At 58.2% G+C, this 15,053-nt stretch carries 10 protein-coding genes and 1 pseudogene; 3 read left to right on the top strand and 8 right to left on the bottom strand.

Features of this window, described 5'->3' with window-relative positions:
* Positions 1 to 53: 53 nt before the first annotated feature.
* From greA to dapB, 4 genes are all read right to left on the bottom strand, one after another.
* Positions 54 to 530: a transcription elongation factor GreA gene (gene greA, locus BF12_RS0109910; protein ID WP_024952142.1), complete on the bottom strand. Its 477-nt coding sequence runs from the start codon at positions 528 to 530 to the stop codon at positions 54 to 56.
* The gene (gene carB, locus BF12_RS0109905) at positions 527 to 3,757 is read right to left on the bottom strand and encodes a carbamoyl-phosphate synthase large subunit (RefSeq protein WP_024952141.1); all 3,231 of its coding nucleotides are present in this window, start codon (positions 3,755 to 3,757) and stop codon (positions 527 to 529) included. The genes greA and carB overlap by 4 nt, the downstream gene beginning before the upstream one ends.
* Positions 3,758 to 3,825: 68 nt before the next feature.
* Entirely contained in the window at positions 3,826 to 4,971 is a 1,146-nt protein-coding gene (carA, locus tag BF12_RS0109900) for a glutamine-hydrolyzing carbamoyl-phosphate synthase small subunit (protein WP_024952140.1), read from the bottom strand.
* Between the two features lie 576 nt (positions 4,972 to 5,547).
* Complete coding sequence (gene dapB, locus BF12_RS0109895; protein ID WP_024952139.1) at positions 5,548 to 6,354, bottom strand: 4-hydroxy-tetrahydrodipicolinate reductase; 807 nt, start codon at positions 6,352 to 6,354, stop codon at positions 5,548 to 5,550.
* A 202-nt stretch (positions 6,355 to 6,556) separates the two neighbouring features.
* On the opposite strand from dapB, the gene BF12_RS0109890 reads away from it, so the two are divergent.
* Positions 6,557 to 7,582: an esterase-like activity of phytase family protein gene (locus tag BF12_RS0109890; RefSeq protein ID WP_024952138.1), complete on the top strand. Its 1,026-nt coding sequence runs from the start codon at positions 6,557 to 6,559 to the stop codon at positions 7,580 to 7,582.
* A 109-nt stretch (positions 7,583 to 7,691) separates the two neighbouring features.
* Here the strand turns inward: BF12_RS0109890 and dnaJ are convergent, their stop codons facing one another.
* The 3 genes and pseudogenes from dnaJ to grpE form a co-directional block, all read right to left on the bottom strand.
* A complete protein-coding gene (gene dnaJ / locus BF12_RS0109885) occupies positions 7,692 to 8,834 on the bottom strand; it encodes a molecular chaperone DnaJ (RefSeq protein WP_024952137.1) in 1,143 nt (380 codons plus the stop codon).
* A gap of 169 nt (positions 8,835 to 9,003) precedes the next feature.
* Positions 9,004 to 10,925: pseudogene (gene dnaK / locus BF12_RS19550) on the bottom strand (molecular chaperone DnaK).
* 215 nt (positions 10,926 to 11,140) lie between these two features.
* On the bottom strand, positions 11,141 to 11,770 hold the full coding sequence (grpE, locus tag BF12_RS0109875) for a nucleotide exchange factor GrpE (protein ID WP_024952136.1): 630 nt from the start codon (positions 11,768 to 11,770) through the stop codon (positions 11,141 to 11,143).
* A 375-nt stretch (positions 11,771 to 12,145) separates the two neighbouring features.
* Between grpE and recN the strand changes: the two genes are divergently transcribed.
* A complete protein-coding gene (gene recN, locus BF12_RS0109870) occupies positions 12,146 to 13,816 on the top strand; it encodes a DNA repair protein RecN (RefSeq protein ID WP_024952135.1) in 1,671 nt (556 codons plus the stop codon).
* Between the two features lie 160 nt (positions 13,817 to 13,976).
* Here recN and fur read toward each other — a convergent pair whose 3' ends face one another.
* Entirely contained in the window at positions 13,977 to 14,399 is a 423-nt protein-coding gene (gene fur / locus BF12_RS19545; RefSeq protein ID WP_035159798.1) for a ferric iron uptake transcriptional regulator, read from the bottom strand.
* Between the two features lie 78 nt (positions 14,400 to 14,477).
* Between fur and BF12_RS19540 the strand changes: the two genes are divergently transcribed.
* Positions 14,478 to 14,906: an outer membrane protein assembly factor BamE gene (locus BF12_RS19540; protein WP_024952134.1), complete on the top strand. Its 429-nt coding sequence runs from the start codon at positions 14,478 to 14,480 to the stop codon at positions 14,904 to 14,906.
* Positions 14,907 to 15,053 lie beyond the last annotated feature (147 nt).

Here is a 15,053-nt window from a genome sequence, read left to right as displayed (position 1 = left end):
TACCGGCAGGGCTGTAATGACATCGAAATCTGACGAATCAGAGGCGATGCACTTTAGATGTAATGCACTTCGGAGATCTCATACTCCACATCGCCACCCGGTGTACGTACGACCACCACATCACCTTCTTCCTTGCCGATCAACGCACGCGCAATCGGTGAAGTGACGGAGATCTTGCCATCCTTGATGCTGGCTTCATCTTCGCCAACGATGCGATAGCGCACTTCACTGTCATCATCGAGGTTCATCAGGTCCACGGTAGTACCGAAGATCACCTTGCCCGTCTTCGGCAACTTGGTGACATCGATGACCTGGCAAATCGACAACTTGCCTTCGATCTCCTGAATACGCCCTTCAATAAAACCTTGCTGCTCGCGTGCCGCGTGGTACTCGGCATTCTCCTTGAGATCACCATGTTCACGCGCGACTGCGATGTCAGCGATGACCCGCGGGCGATCCGTGCCCTTGAGGCGCTCAAGCTCCTTGCGTAGGCGATCTTCGCCCTCAACGGTCATCGGACTTCTGCTCATATCATGACTCCTGCATGCATATCCTGGAGACGACGAACCTTGACATCATTACCGTATGCAAGCGCCATGCACACGGCATTGGCGCCTGCCAGCGTTGTGGCATAAGGCACCTTATGCCCCAGCGCAGTGCGGCGGATCACGGACGAGTCATTGATGGCCTGACGCCCCTCAGTGGTGTTGACGATGTAAGCGATCTCGCCGTTCTTGATCATATCGACGATATGCGGCCGCCCCTCGAACACCTTATTGACGGGTTCAACCTCGAGCCCGGCAGCGGCGATAACCTCTGCCGTGCCGCGGGTAGCACAAAGCGTAAAGCCTAATGTTACCAGAGAGCGGGCTACCTCGATAACGCCCGCTTTATCGAACTCGCGTACTGACAGAAATGCCTTGCGATCGCCAGATAGTGCCGGGATGGCTTCACCAGCCCCCAACTGTGCCTTGTAGAAGGCCTCGGCGAAGGTATCACCAGAACCCATCACTTCACCGGTCGACTTCATTTCCGGCGACAGGATCGGGTCGACGCCCGGGAACTTGGCAAACGGCAGCACCGCTTCCTTGACACTATAGAAGGTCGGCACGATTTCCTGAGTGAAGCCGATGTCTTCCAGCGTCTGACCGGCCATGCAGCGCGCGGCGATCTGCGCCAGTGACTTGCCGATGCACTTGGAAACAAACGGTACGGTACGCGAGGCACGCGGGTTGACCTCGATGACGTAGATCACGCCATCCTGCCAAGCCAGCTGGACATTCATCAAGCCAACGACGTTCAGCTCCAGCGCCATGCGCTTGACCTGCTCGCGCATCTCTTCCTGCACATCAGCCGGCAGCGAATACGGCGGCAATGCGCATGCCGAGTCACCGGAGTGAATACCCGCCTGTTCGATGTGCTGCATGATGGCACCGATCACGACCTGCTTGCCGTCGGAGACGGCATCGATATCGACCTCGATGGCAGCATTCAGGAAGTGGTCCAACAGTACCGGCGAATCATTGGACACCTTGACCGCGTGCGTCATGTAGTTCTCGAGCTCAGACGCCGAGTAGACAATTTCCATCGCACGACCGCCCAGCACGTAGCTAGGACGCACCACCAGCGGATAGCCGATAACCTCTGCCTTGACGAAGGCTTCCTCGAAGCTGCGCGCAGTGGCGTTTTCCGGCTGGATCAGACCGAGCTTCTCGATCATCTTCTGGAACCGCTCACGGTCTTCCGCACGGTCAATGGCGTCCGGCGTGGTACCGATGATCGGCACACCCGCGGCTTCCAGCTCACGCGCCAGCTTCAGCGGCGTCTGGCCACCGAACTGAACGATGACACCGACCGGCTTTTCCTTGTCGGCGATTTCCAGCACATCCTCAAGCGTCACCGGCTCGAAGTAGAGGCGATCAGAGGTGTCATAATCGGTGGAGACGGTTTCCGGGTTGCAGTTGACCATGATGGTCTCGTAGCCGTCTTCGCGCATAGCGAGAGAGGCGTGGACACAGCAGTAGTCGAACTCGATGCCCTGACCGATACGGTTCGGGCCGCCTCCCAGCACCATGATCTTCTTCTTGTCGCTGACCTCTGCCTCACACTCCTCCTCGTAGGTGGAGTACATGTAGGCAGTATCAGAAGCGAACTCGGCAGCACAGGTGTCAACACGCTTGTAGACCGGACGGACACCCAGATTCTGACGATGACGACGCAGAGCCTTCTCGGACACCCCCATCAGGCGTGCCATACGCGCGTCACTGAAGCCCTTGCGCTTGAGGCGATAGATGCGATCAGCATCGATATCACCCAGCGACAGGCTGGCGATGTCGCCTTCCAGTGCGACCAGGTCGGCCAGCTGCACGAGGAACCAGCGATCGATATTGGTCAGGCGGAATATCTCTTCGATATCCAACCCGGCACGCATGGCGTCGGCGATATAGAAGATACGCTCAGCACCGGCGGCCTGTAGCTCACCCTTGATACGCGCCATGCTCTCGTCGCTGAAGTCTTCGACAATCGGATCGAGGCCATCGACGCCGGTCTCCATGCCACGCAGCGCCTTCTGCAGAGACTCCTGGAAGGTACGACCGATGGCCATGACTTCGCCGACCGACTTCATCTGAGTAGTCAAACGATCGTTGGCCTGCGGGAATTTCTCGAAGGTGAAACGCGGAATCTTGGTGACGACATAATCGATGGACGGCTCGAAGGACGCCGGCGTCTTGCCACCGGTGATGTCGTTCTGCAGCTCGTCCAGGGTGTAGCCGACCGCCAGCTTGGCCGCAATCTTGGCGATCGGGAAGCCCGTCGCTTTCGACGCCAGTGCAGAAGAGCGCGACACTCGCGGGTTCATCTCGATGACGACCATACGGCCAGTATCCGGGCAGATGCCGAACTGGACGTTGGAGCCACCAGTCTCGACACCGATCTCACGCAGGACAGCCAGCGATGCATCACGCATCAACTGGTATTCCTTGTCCGTCAGCGTCTGCGCGGGTGCCACGGTGATGGAGTCGCCGGTGTGCACGCCCATCGGATCGAAGTTCTCGATGGCACACACGATGATGCAGTTGTCGTTCTTGTCACGAACGACCTCCATCTCGTATTCCTTCCAGCCCAGCAACGATTCGTCGATCAACAACTCGCGCGTCGGCGACAGCTCGAAGCCGCGGTGACAGATCTCCTCGAACTCCTCACGGTTGTAAGCAATGCCGCCACCGGAACCGCCCATGGTGAAGCTGGGACGAATGATGGACGGGAAGCCTAGCTCAGCCTGAATTTCCCAGGCTTCTTCCATGGAGTGAGCGACCTTGGCTTTCGGGCACGCCAGACCGATTTTCTTCATCGCCTTGTCGAAGCGATCACGATCTTCGGCCTTGTCGATGGTGTCGGCATTGGCACCGATCATCTCGACGCCAAACTTCTCGAGCACACCCTCGCTTTCCAGCGCCAGCGCACAGTTCAGTGCAGTCTGGCCGCCCATGGTCGGCAGAATGGCATCTGGACGCTCTTTCTCGATGATGCGCGCCACGGTTTCCCAGGTAATCGGCTCGATGTAGGTCGCATCGGCCATCGCTGGGTCAGTCATGATGGTCGCCGGATTGGAGTTGACCAGAATGACCCGGTAACCCTCTTCGCGCAGGGCCTTGCAGGCCTGAGCGCCGGAATAGTCGAATTCGCACGCCTGGCCGATGACGATAGGGCCGGCGCCGATGATCAGAATGCTTTTCAAGTCTGTACGTTTCGGCATGTCTCTTCCCGCAATGATCTGGTGACTGAACTCAACGGTAAATCAGGCCATGTGGGCCTGTGATCGGCTCAGCGTCGCGCACGCATCATGTCGATGAAGCGATCGAACAAGGGGGCGACGTCTTGCGGGCCGGGGCTGGCTTCCGGGTGACCCTGGAAGCTGAAGGCCGGGCGATCCGTACGCTCGATACCTTGCAGACTACCGTCAAACAGCGACTTGTGCGTCGCACGCAGACTAGCTGGAAGACTGGCTTCATCGACCGCAAAGCCGTGGTTCTGGCTGGTGATCATAACGATGCCGCTGTCGAGATCCTGCACCGGATGGTTGGCACCGTGGTGGCCGTGCCCCATCTTGACGGTCGTCGCGCCAGAAGCCAGTGCCAGCAGCTGATGGCCGAGACAGATGCCGAACACCGGAGTGTCAGTCTCAAGCAGCGCGCTGATAGCTTCGATGGCGTAGTCGCAAGGCTCCGGATCACCCGGGCCATTGGACAGGAAGACACCATCCGGGTTGAGTGCCAGCACATCGGCGGCCGGTGTCTGGGCCGGCACGACCGTCAGGCGACAGCCAAGTGAGGCCAGCATGCGCAGGATGTTGTGCTTCACGCCGTAGTCATAAGCGACTACGTGGAAGGGGCGCTCGGACTCGCGGGTATCAGCATAGCCGGCTCCCAGCGTCCACTCGCCTTCGTGCCATTCAAACGACTCGCTGCATGACACTTCCTTGGCCAGATCCATACCTTTCAGACCCGGGAAGGCGCGTGCCGCTTCCAGCGCGCGCTCAACAGCACCTTCGCCCTGAGCAGCCTCCCCCGCCAGAATGGCGCCATTCAGCGAACCCTTTGCACGCAGAATGCGCGTCAGGCGACGCGTATCGATATCAGCGATCCCGATCACGTTCTCATCACGCAGATATTGATCGAGAGAGCGAGTAGAGCGGAAGTTGCTAGCCATCAGCGGGAGGTCGCGGATAACCAGGCCAGCAACAGCAACGTGATCGGACTCATTGTCCTCATCATTGATGCCGGTATTACCGATATGGGGGTAGGTCAGGGTGACGATCTGTCGGGTATAGGAGGGATCTGTCAGGATTTCCTGATATCCCGTCATGGCGGTATTGAATACCACTTCGCCACTGGTCTGCCCATCAGCACCGATGGCGCTGCCGTGAAATACACTGCCGTCTTCCAAGGCTAGTATCGCGGGTTTGATCAACGCAACGTCCTCCCCATAGTGTCCACTTTCCTGCCCGGAATCCGCGGTCGAACACCGGACATGCTGCTTGTTTATCGTGCCTGGCTTACGCCGAGCCTGTGTCTCGCAGCCACTCATCTGTCATGTGTCACACACCTGACAGATGCGGCAAATTCAGGTTGCAAAAAAGCGGGACGAAACCGAAAAATCAGGTTTCATCCCGCTTATTATCATTCTTCGGAATGCCTCTGGCCCGTATGCGGCCAAATTGGGTAGAGATTACCGGAATTTGGCGGTTCTAGCCACCCCGAGCACGGAGTGAAAACAAGCGACAGCGCCCACTATACGGACGTTTCGTCACTGTAGTCAGGTTATCGGGATCACGAATTTCCATTCACCTGCCCACACGACTCATTGATAACGCCATTTGATGATGACTCTGGCCATGAGAAGCATGCCTTCTGATCACATCTTGACGGAGTCGACAGCTTTCAAAAAGTCGTCAGCCGCGCTTGTTAATGCCATGAAGGGATAGCCGTCGTTATCGGAGGCGCCTGTGACTCCCGGCAACTCACTTCACAAGCACGGCCACACATCTCACTTCAGGCCCAGCACGTCCTGCATGTCATAGCGGCCGACCTCGCGACCTGCTAGCCAGCCTGCCGCCCGTACGGCCCCCTTGGCAAAGGTCATACGACTAGACGCCTTGTGAGTAATTTCGATACGCTCGCCTTCCGTCGCGAACATCACGGTATGCTCACCCACGATATCGCCAGCACGCACAGTGGCAAAGCCGATCTCCTTGTCAGTACGCGGTCCACACTGGCCTTCACGCGCAAAGACACCGTGAGTTTCGAGATCGCGCCCAATAGCATGCGCCACGACTTCCCCCATCGCCAACGCCGTGCCGGATGGCGCATCGACCTTGTGCCGGTGATGCGCTTCGATGATCTCAATGTCATAACCGGCATCACCCAGCGCACGCGCGGCGGTTTCCAGCAGCTTGAGTGTCAGGTTCACGCCAGAGCTCATATTGGCCGCAAACACGAACGGCACGCTCTCGCGATAGCTATCGAGCTGAACCAGTTGCTCAGGAGAGAAACCTGTCGTGCCGATCACCATGCGCTTACCATGCTCAGCGCACAGTGCGAGATTCTCAAGCGTCACCTGCGGTGCAGTGAAATCGATCACGACATCGAACTCGTCGATGACAGTCGCGAGACCCTCACTGGCGAGTACACCCAGGCGCCCTTGACCAGCCAGTTCACCGATATCGACACCGGTCAGCGAGCTGCCCGCTTCGACCACACCCGCGGCCAACGTCAGCTCGTCGACAGCCCCAACGGCCTCGACCAGCGTGCGTCCCATGCGTCCGGCGACGCCCATGATTGCGATACGGGTCATGCTGACTCCTGCACATTATTGCCAATGATGACGGACGCACCTGCTGGATGCGTCGCATGTTCTGGCACCGAGTATATCAGCCGCCTGCTTCCTTGGCTGACGTCATGTATAGGTGACGATTACGCGCTGGAGTATCACCATGCTGGGGTTCATTATCGTGTTGTGACATTCTCTTTATCATCGCTCAGCCTTCGGAGTCAGCATGCCTGCACTTCATCGCACTGCACGTGTCTCCTGCCGCCAGATTATCGCCGTCAGCATTCTCGTTGCGCTCGCCAGCCTACTTGGTGCCTGCGGCGTACATCCGCGCCCTTATACACTGGCCGCACCAGAAAAAATGGCCGACATTCCCGAAATTCAGTGGTGCGGCACCCTCAAGCTGCCCGGCAAGTGGCTGGACGGCACTCCAGTGGGCGGGCTCTCTGATATCGGGTGGGACCAGGATGAGTCCTTGCTGTACGCCGTCTCGGACCGTGGCTGGCTTCACCGCCTGCGGCTCGCCTTCCGTCATGGTGAGTTGATCGGTGCCAAGGCGCTCAAGACTTACACACTACGCGATGAAACTGATATCTCTCTGCAAGGTACGCTGAGCGACGCTGAAGGCATGCAGCTGCTACATAGCGATAATGATCGCCGCGGTGATACACGACTGGCCATCAGCTTTGAGCAACAGCCTCGCGTCGAGCAGTTCTTGCCCAGCGGCCTGGCAGTCCACGAACCTATCTCGCCTAATGGTGCACGCGGAGCAGCCCCGAATCATGGAATGGAGGCATTGGCACTTCATCCACAGTACGGGCTGATAGCGGGTCTGGAGTCCACGCCTGAAAATATGAGTGAAGGCACTACGCGACTCTTCACCGTTGATGGAAAATACGAGTGGACCTATCCACTAGCAAGCGATAGCAACTCCAGCCTGACGGCCATGGAAATGCTGCCGGATGGCGACATGCTAATGCTGGAGCGGGCTTTCTCGCCGCCCTTCCCACTCATTATCAGTCTACGCCGCGCGCATCTTGGTGACCCCGGCACTCAGGTCGAGGTGCGCACTCTCGCCCGCCTGTCGACTGGTGAAGGCTGGTCACTGGATAACTTCGAGGGATTGACACGCATCAATGGCAATCGCTTCCTGATGATCTCGGACGACAACTTCAGCTCCTTCCAGACCACACTGCTGAGTTGTTTCGCGGTGATCGAACCCGAGGCCTTTACGCACCCTGACGAGAAGTAAGCACTCAGCTTTTATCGCTCACCAACATCCTATCGAGCAGACACAAAAAAGCCCCGCCTCCCGAGCAATCGAGAGGCGGGGCTTTTACATGCAGCCTGAAGGCAGCGGCCTACGGCTTCATGTCTTCGAAGAACTTCTTCACGCCATCGAAGAAGCTATTCTCTTTCGGCGAGTGGCTCTTGCCGGTATCACCGAGGCTCTGCTGGAACTGACGTAGCAGCTCCTTCTGTTCCTCGTTGAGGCTAACAGGAGTCTCAATGACCACCTTGCACAGCAGATCACCTGCCGGACCGCCACGCACTGGCTTGACGCCCTTGCCACGCAAGCGGAACAACTTGCCTGTCTGGGTCTCAGCCGGGATCTTGAGCACAACGCGCCCATCGAGGGTCGGCACCTTGAGCTCACCACCCAGCGCAGCATCGACGAAGCTGATCGGCACTTCGCACTGCAAGTGACGGCCATCGCGCTTGAAGATCTCATGTTCGCGCAGATTGACCTGCACGTAGAGATCGCCCGCGGGGCCACCATTGATACCGCCTTCGCCTTCGCCATTCAGACGAATGCGGTCACCGGTATCGACACCCGGCGGAATCTTGACGGATAGCGTCTTGGATTCCTGCACGCGGCCTTCACCGTGACACTTGCGGCATGGCACGCTGATCTTCTCGCCACGGCCGTGACAGGTCGGACACGCCTGCTCAACTGCAAAGAAGCCCTGCTGCATGCGTACCTTACCCATGCCGTGACAGGTCGGGCAGGTTTCCTTGCTGGAACCCGGCTCGGCACCATCGCCGTCACAGTGGCCACACGCTGCAAGACGCGGCACGCGGATATCGACCGTCGTGCCAGCAACAGCCGACTCCAGATCGATATCGAGGTTGTAGCGCAGATCGCTACCACGCTGCGGTGCATTCGGATTACGACGACCACCGCCGCCACCGAAGATGTCACCAAAGACATCGCCGAACACATCACCGAAACCACCGGCACCGCCGCCAAAGCCGCCGCCACCACCGCCCGCTTGACCATCGACACCGGCATGACCGAACTGGTCATACGCAGCGCGCTTGTCAGCATCGGACAGAACTTCATAGGCTTCTGACACCTCGCGGAACTTGTCCGAGGAGGTTTCGTCGTCCGGGTTACGGTCAGGATGATGCTTCTGAGCCAGGCGCCGGTACGCCTTTTTGATGTCCTTGGTGTCGGCGCCACGCTCGACACCAAGCACTTCGTAATAATCACGCTTGGACATGGATCAGGTCCGCCTGGATTGCTGGCAGCCTCAGGCTGCCGATCTGTTCTGGAATTCCGGTTTGCACCGGTGACTCGCGGCTGGCGCCATGCGCAACCGATACAAACAACAACGCGGGACACCTTCGCAAGGCTCCCGCGCTGTCGTCAGACGTCTATCAAGAAATCACTCAGGACTTCTTGTCGTCGTTGACTTCCTCGTACTCGGCGTCAACCACGTCATCGTCCTGCTTCTGAGCAGACTCGCCTTCGGCTGCCTGCTCGCCCTGAGCACTCTGCTCGGCGTAAAGCTTCTGCGCCAGGTTGCCGGAAGCTTCGGTCAGCGCGTCCAGCTTGGACTGGATAGCATCCTTGTCATCGCCCTTCAGCGCTTCTTCAAGCTCAGAGATGGCCGTCTCGATAGCTTCCTTCTCGCTGGCTTCTGCCTTGTCACCGGCTTCGGTCAGTGTCTTCTTGGTCGCATGGATCATGCCGTCGGCCTGATTGCGCAGCTGGACCATTTCCTCGAACTTCTTGTCTTCGTCCGCGTTGGCCTCAGCGTCGCGCACCATCTGTTCGATCTCTTCGTCGGACAAGCCGCTAGAAGATTTGATGACGATGGACTGCTCTTTACCGGTGGCCTTGTCCTTGGCGGACACGTTCAAGATACCGTTGGCATCCAGATCAAAGGCAACTTCGATCTGCGGAACGCCACGCGGTGCCGGCGGAATGTCAGCCAGATCGAAGCGACCCAGAGACTTGTTCTGTGCGGCTTGCTTGCGCTCACCCTGCAGGACATGGATGGTCACCGCGCCTGATTGTCGTCAGCGGTGGAGAACACCTGAGACTTCTTGGTCGGGATGGTGGTGTTCTTCTCGATCAGCGGGGTCAGCACGCCACCCATGGTCTCGATGCCCAGCGTCAGCGGAGTCACGTCGAGCAGCAGCACGTCCTTGACGTCGCCACCCAGCACGCCGCCCTGGATGCCGGCGCCAACAGCGACCGCTTCATCCGGGTTGACGTCCTTGCGAGCTTCTTTACCGAAGAACTCAGCCACCTTGGACTGGACCAGCGGCATGCGCGTCTGACCACCGACCAGAATCACGTCGTCGATTTCAGCAGCTGTCAGGCCAGCATCAGCCAAAGCGGTCTTGCACGGCTTCAGCGAGCGTGCGACCAGCTCATCAACCAGAGACTCAAGCTTGGAACGAGTCACCTTGACGTTCAGGTGCTTCGGGCCGGTGTTGTCTGCAGTGATGTACGGCAGGTTGACGTCAGTCTGCTGGGCGCTGGACAGCTCAATCTTGGCCTTCTCGGAAGCTTCCTTCAGGCGCTGCATGGCAAGGTTGTCGCCAGACAGATCGATGCCACTATCAGCTTTGAACTGATCCACGAGGAAGTTGATCAGATACATGTCGAAATCTTCGCCACCCAGGAAGGTATCGCCATTGGTGGCCAACACTTCAAATTGGGTTTCGCCGTCAACATCAGCAACTTCGATGATGGAGATATCGAAGGTACCGCCACCCAAGTCATAGACAGCGATGGTCTTGTCACCACGAGACTTGTCCATGCCATAGGCGAGTGCGGCTGCCGTCGGCTCGTTGATGATGCGCTTGACTTCAAGGCCCGCGATACGACCGGCGTCCTTGGTCGCCTGACGCTGGGAGTCGTTGAAGTATGCCGGCACGGTGATGACGGCTTCGGTCACTTCTTCGCCCAGGTAGTCTTCGGCGGTCTTTTTCATCTTCTTGAGGATTTCCGCACTGATCTGCGGCGGTGCCATGCGCTTGTCTTTTACCTGGACCCAAGCATCGCCATTGTCAGCTTCGACAATCTTGTACGGCACCATCTTGATGTCTTTCTGAACCACATCATCCTTGAACTTGCGACCGATCAGACGCTTGACCGCATAGAGAGTGTTCTCCGGATTGGTCACTGCCTGGCGCTTGGCCGACTGACCCACGAGGATCTCGTTGTCGTCGGTGTAGGCAACGATGGACGGCGTTGTACGGCCGCCTTCAGCGTTCTCGATGACCTTGGTCTTGTCGCCGTCGAGCACTGCCACACAAGAGTTGGTAGTACCCAAGTCAATACCGATGATGCGTCCCATAATCATATACCTCGAATCTGTTGCTAGCCTGAAAGATAAATCTGGATGTCGGTACCTTGTTTCGGTACCTGAACTTGCTTCAATAGGTGGGGTCACGTGCTGGGGTTTCAAGGGCCGTGATTGCATTTTTTATCTGCATAATCACCCCTCAGCCCCCGTAGGGCGGGCATATGGTCCTTCTTCAACCAAATAGACCCACCTCCCCACACCGCGCTCTAAGGCGCCTTGCTGACCGCCACCATGGCCGGACGAACAAGACGACCGTTCAGGGTGTAGCCCTTCTGCATCACATCGATGACGCTATTCGGCTCGGCATCCGGGGACGGCACCATTGCAACCGCCTGATGGTATTCCGGATCGAAGGGCTCGCCATGCGGGTCAAGCTGCTCGACGCCGGACTTGACCAGAGCATCCAGCTGCATTTTCAAGGTCATCTCAATGCCCTCGATATGCGTCTGGGCTGCCTCATCGCTGCTCATGGATTCGAGCGCCTTTTCAAGCGAGTCGATCACCGGCAGCATTTCCTTGATGAACTTCTCCAGCGCGAACTTGCGCGCCTTCTCGGCTTCCTGCTCCGCACGGCGACGCGAATTCTGGGCGTCAGCTGCGGCACGCAATGCCTGGTCTTTCGCTTCCTGTACAGCCTGCTCCAGCTCTTCAACCTGAGCGGCCAACATTTCGGCTTCCGGGTTGTCGACCAATGCACCTTCACTTTCGGAGGCGACATCATCGGCATCCAGCACATTGTCGATCACTTCACCTGCCGGTGTTTCCGGCTGCGGCTCGGCTTCACGATCGGCGCGCTGAAGCTCTTCATCCATCGGGGTCTGCGGGTCCTGAGCCATGCTGATCTCCTGCGGGCCGACGTCTGTGCGCCATTGCCCTCGTTCGCGGCCTGCTGATACTGCCGCGTAAACATGCTGCGGCGAATGACATACAGGCAGGCCATGAGTTGCCTGAAAGAGCAGCAAGGCAAAGCCATTGCTGCCAACCAAAAGCTGTCTGGGCTTCTATATGGGGACAGCACCTTGCTTCTCAAGTCTTGACGGCCGCTTTTCTCTTTCAGGTGCCGTGCGTGGATTGAAGGACACCGAGGTCTGCTGTATAAAAAGCCATACGCACTGTATAAACATACTGTATAGCGACGGCATCGCTTACTCGCGATTTAAATCACGGGTCCTGCCTTGCACGGTGCGCCCCAGCTTCCCCCGGAGGTAGTCATGCTGCTCCAGCTCGCCATTCACGACTTTGCCATTGTCGAGACATTGGAACTCGATTTCCGACGTGGCATGACCGCCATCACCGGTGAGACCGGTGCCGGCAAGTCCATCCTGCTCGGCGCGCTCGGCCTGTGCCTGGGCGAGCGCGCCGACGCCGGTAGCGTACGCCACGGCGCCGAGCGGGCCGACATCATTGCACGCTTTGACATCAGTGGACTGGCCGAAGCTCGCCAATGGCTGGATGAGCGCGAGCTTGGCAGCGACGACTGCTTGCTGCGCCGTGTCATCACGGCCAGTGGCCGCTCCAAAGCCTGGATCAACGGCACGCCCTGCACCATCAGTGACTTACGCGAGCTGGGAGAGTGTCTGATCGACATCCACTCACAGCACGCCCACCACTCGCTACTCAAGGAAGAGACGCATCTGCGCCAGCTGGATGAGTATGCCGGCCTCGAGCCTCAGACAGCTCAGCTACGCGAAGAATTCCGGCAATGGCAAGACGCACATCGGCGGCTCAAACGCATGAGCAATGACGGCGACGAAATACGTGCGCGCCGGCAACTGCTGAGATATCAGGTAGAAGAACTCGACGAACTCGCACTGAGCGAGGGGGAGCTTGAGGCGCTGGAGCAGGAGCAGGAAACTCTGGCCAATGCCGAGCAGACTCTCGAAGAAGCACAAGCCGCTGTCGATTGCTGTGATCACGATGACGAGGGCGCGCTGGTGCGGATCAATCAGGCCGTGACTCGCCTGACGCACTTGCCGGGCAACGAACGAGGCGCACTGGCCAGCGCCCTTGGCATGCTGGATGAAGCACGTATCCAGATTGAGGAAGCCGCACGCGAATTGCATCGCTTCATCGAAGTCACTGAGCTCGACCCCGAGCGTCTCGCCTTTGTCGATGAACGCCTGGGGCGCATTCACCAGATCGCCCGCAAGCATCATGTCATGCCGGACGAACTGCATGGCCTGCATCAACGCCTGAGCGAAGAACTGGAAGGGCTCGGTGGAGACGAAGACGCCATCGAAGTACTACGCGAAGAAGTCGCCAGTCGCCGCGATAGCTGGAAGACATTAGCCACCGAGGTAGGATCCCGACGTACCGCCGCCGCTCCCAGCCTTGCCAGTGACATTCAAGGTCAGCTGGCCTTTCTTGGCATGGCCAAGGCGACCTTCGAAGTCGCCATTGAGGCGCGTGAGCGCCCGCAGCCAGAAGGTATGGAGCGCATCCACTTCCGCATTAGCGCCAATCCGGGGCAACCACCCCGCGCACTGGCCAAAGTGGCCTCTGGCGGCGAGCTGTCACGCGTCTCCCTGGCGATTCAGGTCGTCGCGGCGAGTCGCTCAACGATTCCCAGCTTGGTGTTCGATGAGGTGGATGTCGGTATCTCTGGTGCCACGGCGGAGATTGTTGGCCAGTTACTACGCCGCCTGGGTGACAAAGGGCAAGTGTTAACCGTTACTCACCTGCCGCAGGTCGCTGCACAGGCACATCAGCATCTGCATATCGAGAAGCAGGCCGAGAACAACAACACTCGTACTCACATGGAGTTGCTGGACGAGAGCGGTCGAGTGCGTGAGCTGGCACGCATGCTAGGGGGCATTCACCTATCCGAGCAGACCCTGGCTCATGCCCGCGAAATGCTAGGTGCCACCGACAGTCGCCATTAACCCGGCCAATCGGTACCTATTGAGCCAAGCGGCGCAGTCCATTCGTCGCACAGACACTTATCCTTCAGACACACAAACGGCCACCCTTTTGGGGCGGCCGTTTGTGTGTCTGCCTGGCGTGTCAAACACCTACCGCTCGTCATCCCTGACACGATACGCGTTAGCTGTCGCTCTTTGTGCCCTTGGGGCGCACATAGAGAACCAACGCATGCTCGACCAATTCGTAACCGTGCTCCTCGACAATCTCACGCTGACGGCGCTCAATTTCAGGGTCACAGAACTCTATGATCTCACCGCTGTCCAGACATACCATGTGGTCATGGTGTTCTTCCTGGGACAACTCGAAGACAGCATGGCCGCCATCGAAGTTGTGGCGCATCACCAGTCCAGCAGTTTCGAACTGGGTGAGCACACGATATACCGTCGCCAGGCCGACATCTTCGCCAGCCTCCAGCAACGCTTTATACACGTCCTCGGCACTCAAATGTCGATCCATCGATTTCTCGAGGATCTGCAGGATCTTGACTCGCGGTAAGGTTACCTTGAGCCCCGCCTTGCGCAGTTCATGGTTCTGATCGGCCATGCTGGGGTACTCTTCGCAGTCGCTTGATGTATCAGGTATGATCGGCCAAGGCAAAACGATAGGGAATCTTCAGGGCAAATGCAAAACTTGATCAAAACAGTCGCCTTTTGCAGCGCCCTGTCGCTGCTCACCGGGTGCAGCTACTTCAGTGTCTACAAACGCGATCTTCCTCAGGGCAACCTGATAAAGCCGGAAATGGTTGAACAATTGAAGCCGGGCATGAGCCGTGAGCAGGTCATCTATGTGATGGGCTCGCCGTTGCTTACCGCTCCCTTCAATGAGAGTAGCTGGGACTACGTCTATCGGCTCAAGAAAGCTGACGGCGACATCATCAACAAGCGTGTGACGCTGACGTTCGATGGCGATGCACTGTCTACCATCACCCCGAGTGGCGAGATTGGCCAAGAGACCGTCATTGTGCCGGACCTGGACATTGACCCACGTGCTGCACAGCCTAATCGTGCCGAGAGCAAGGCAGGCGCAGCTGACCTGCCTGATGAACGCTGATCACTGATTAGTCAGTACTCGCACTTGCAGTACTTACGCGTAACAGGGCACCCATGGGTGGCCTGCTTGATCAGGGTGCTAGTTATATCATCCTCCGCCGCTACGACGAAGTGGCGCTCGCGGCCTTATCAGCTCGACGCTTACGCG

Source organism: Cobetia crustatorum, assembly GCF_000591415.1.
GTDB lineage: Bacteria > Pseudomonadota > Gammaproteobacteria > Pseudomonadales > Halomonadaceae > Cobetia > Cobetia crustatorum.
The sequence above is the reverse complement of the archived record's forward strand: the minus strand, read 5'-3'. Positions and strand labels throughout refer to the sequence as shown.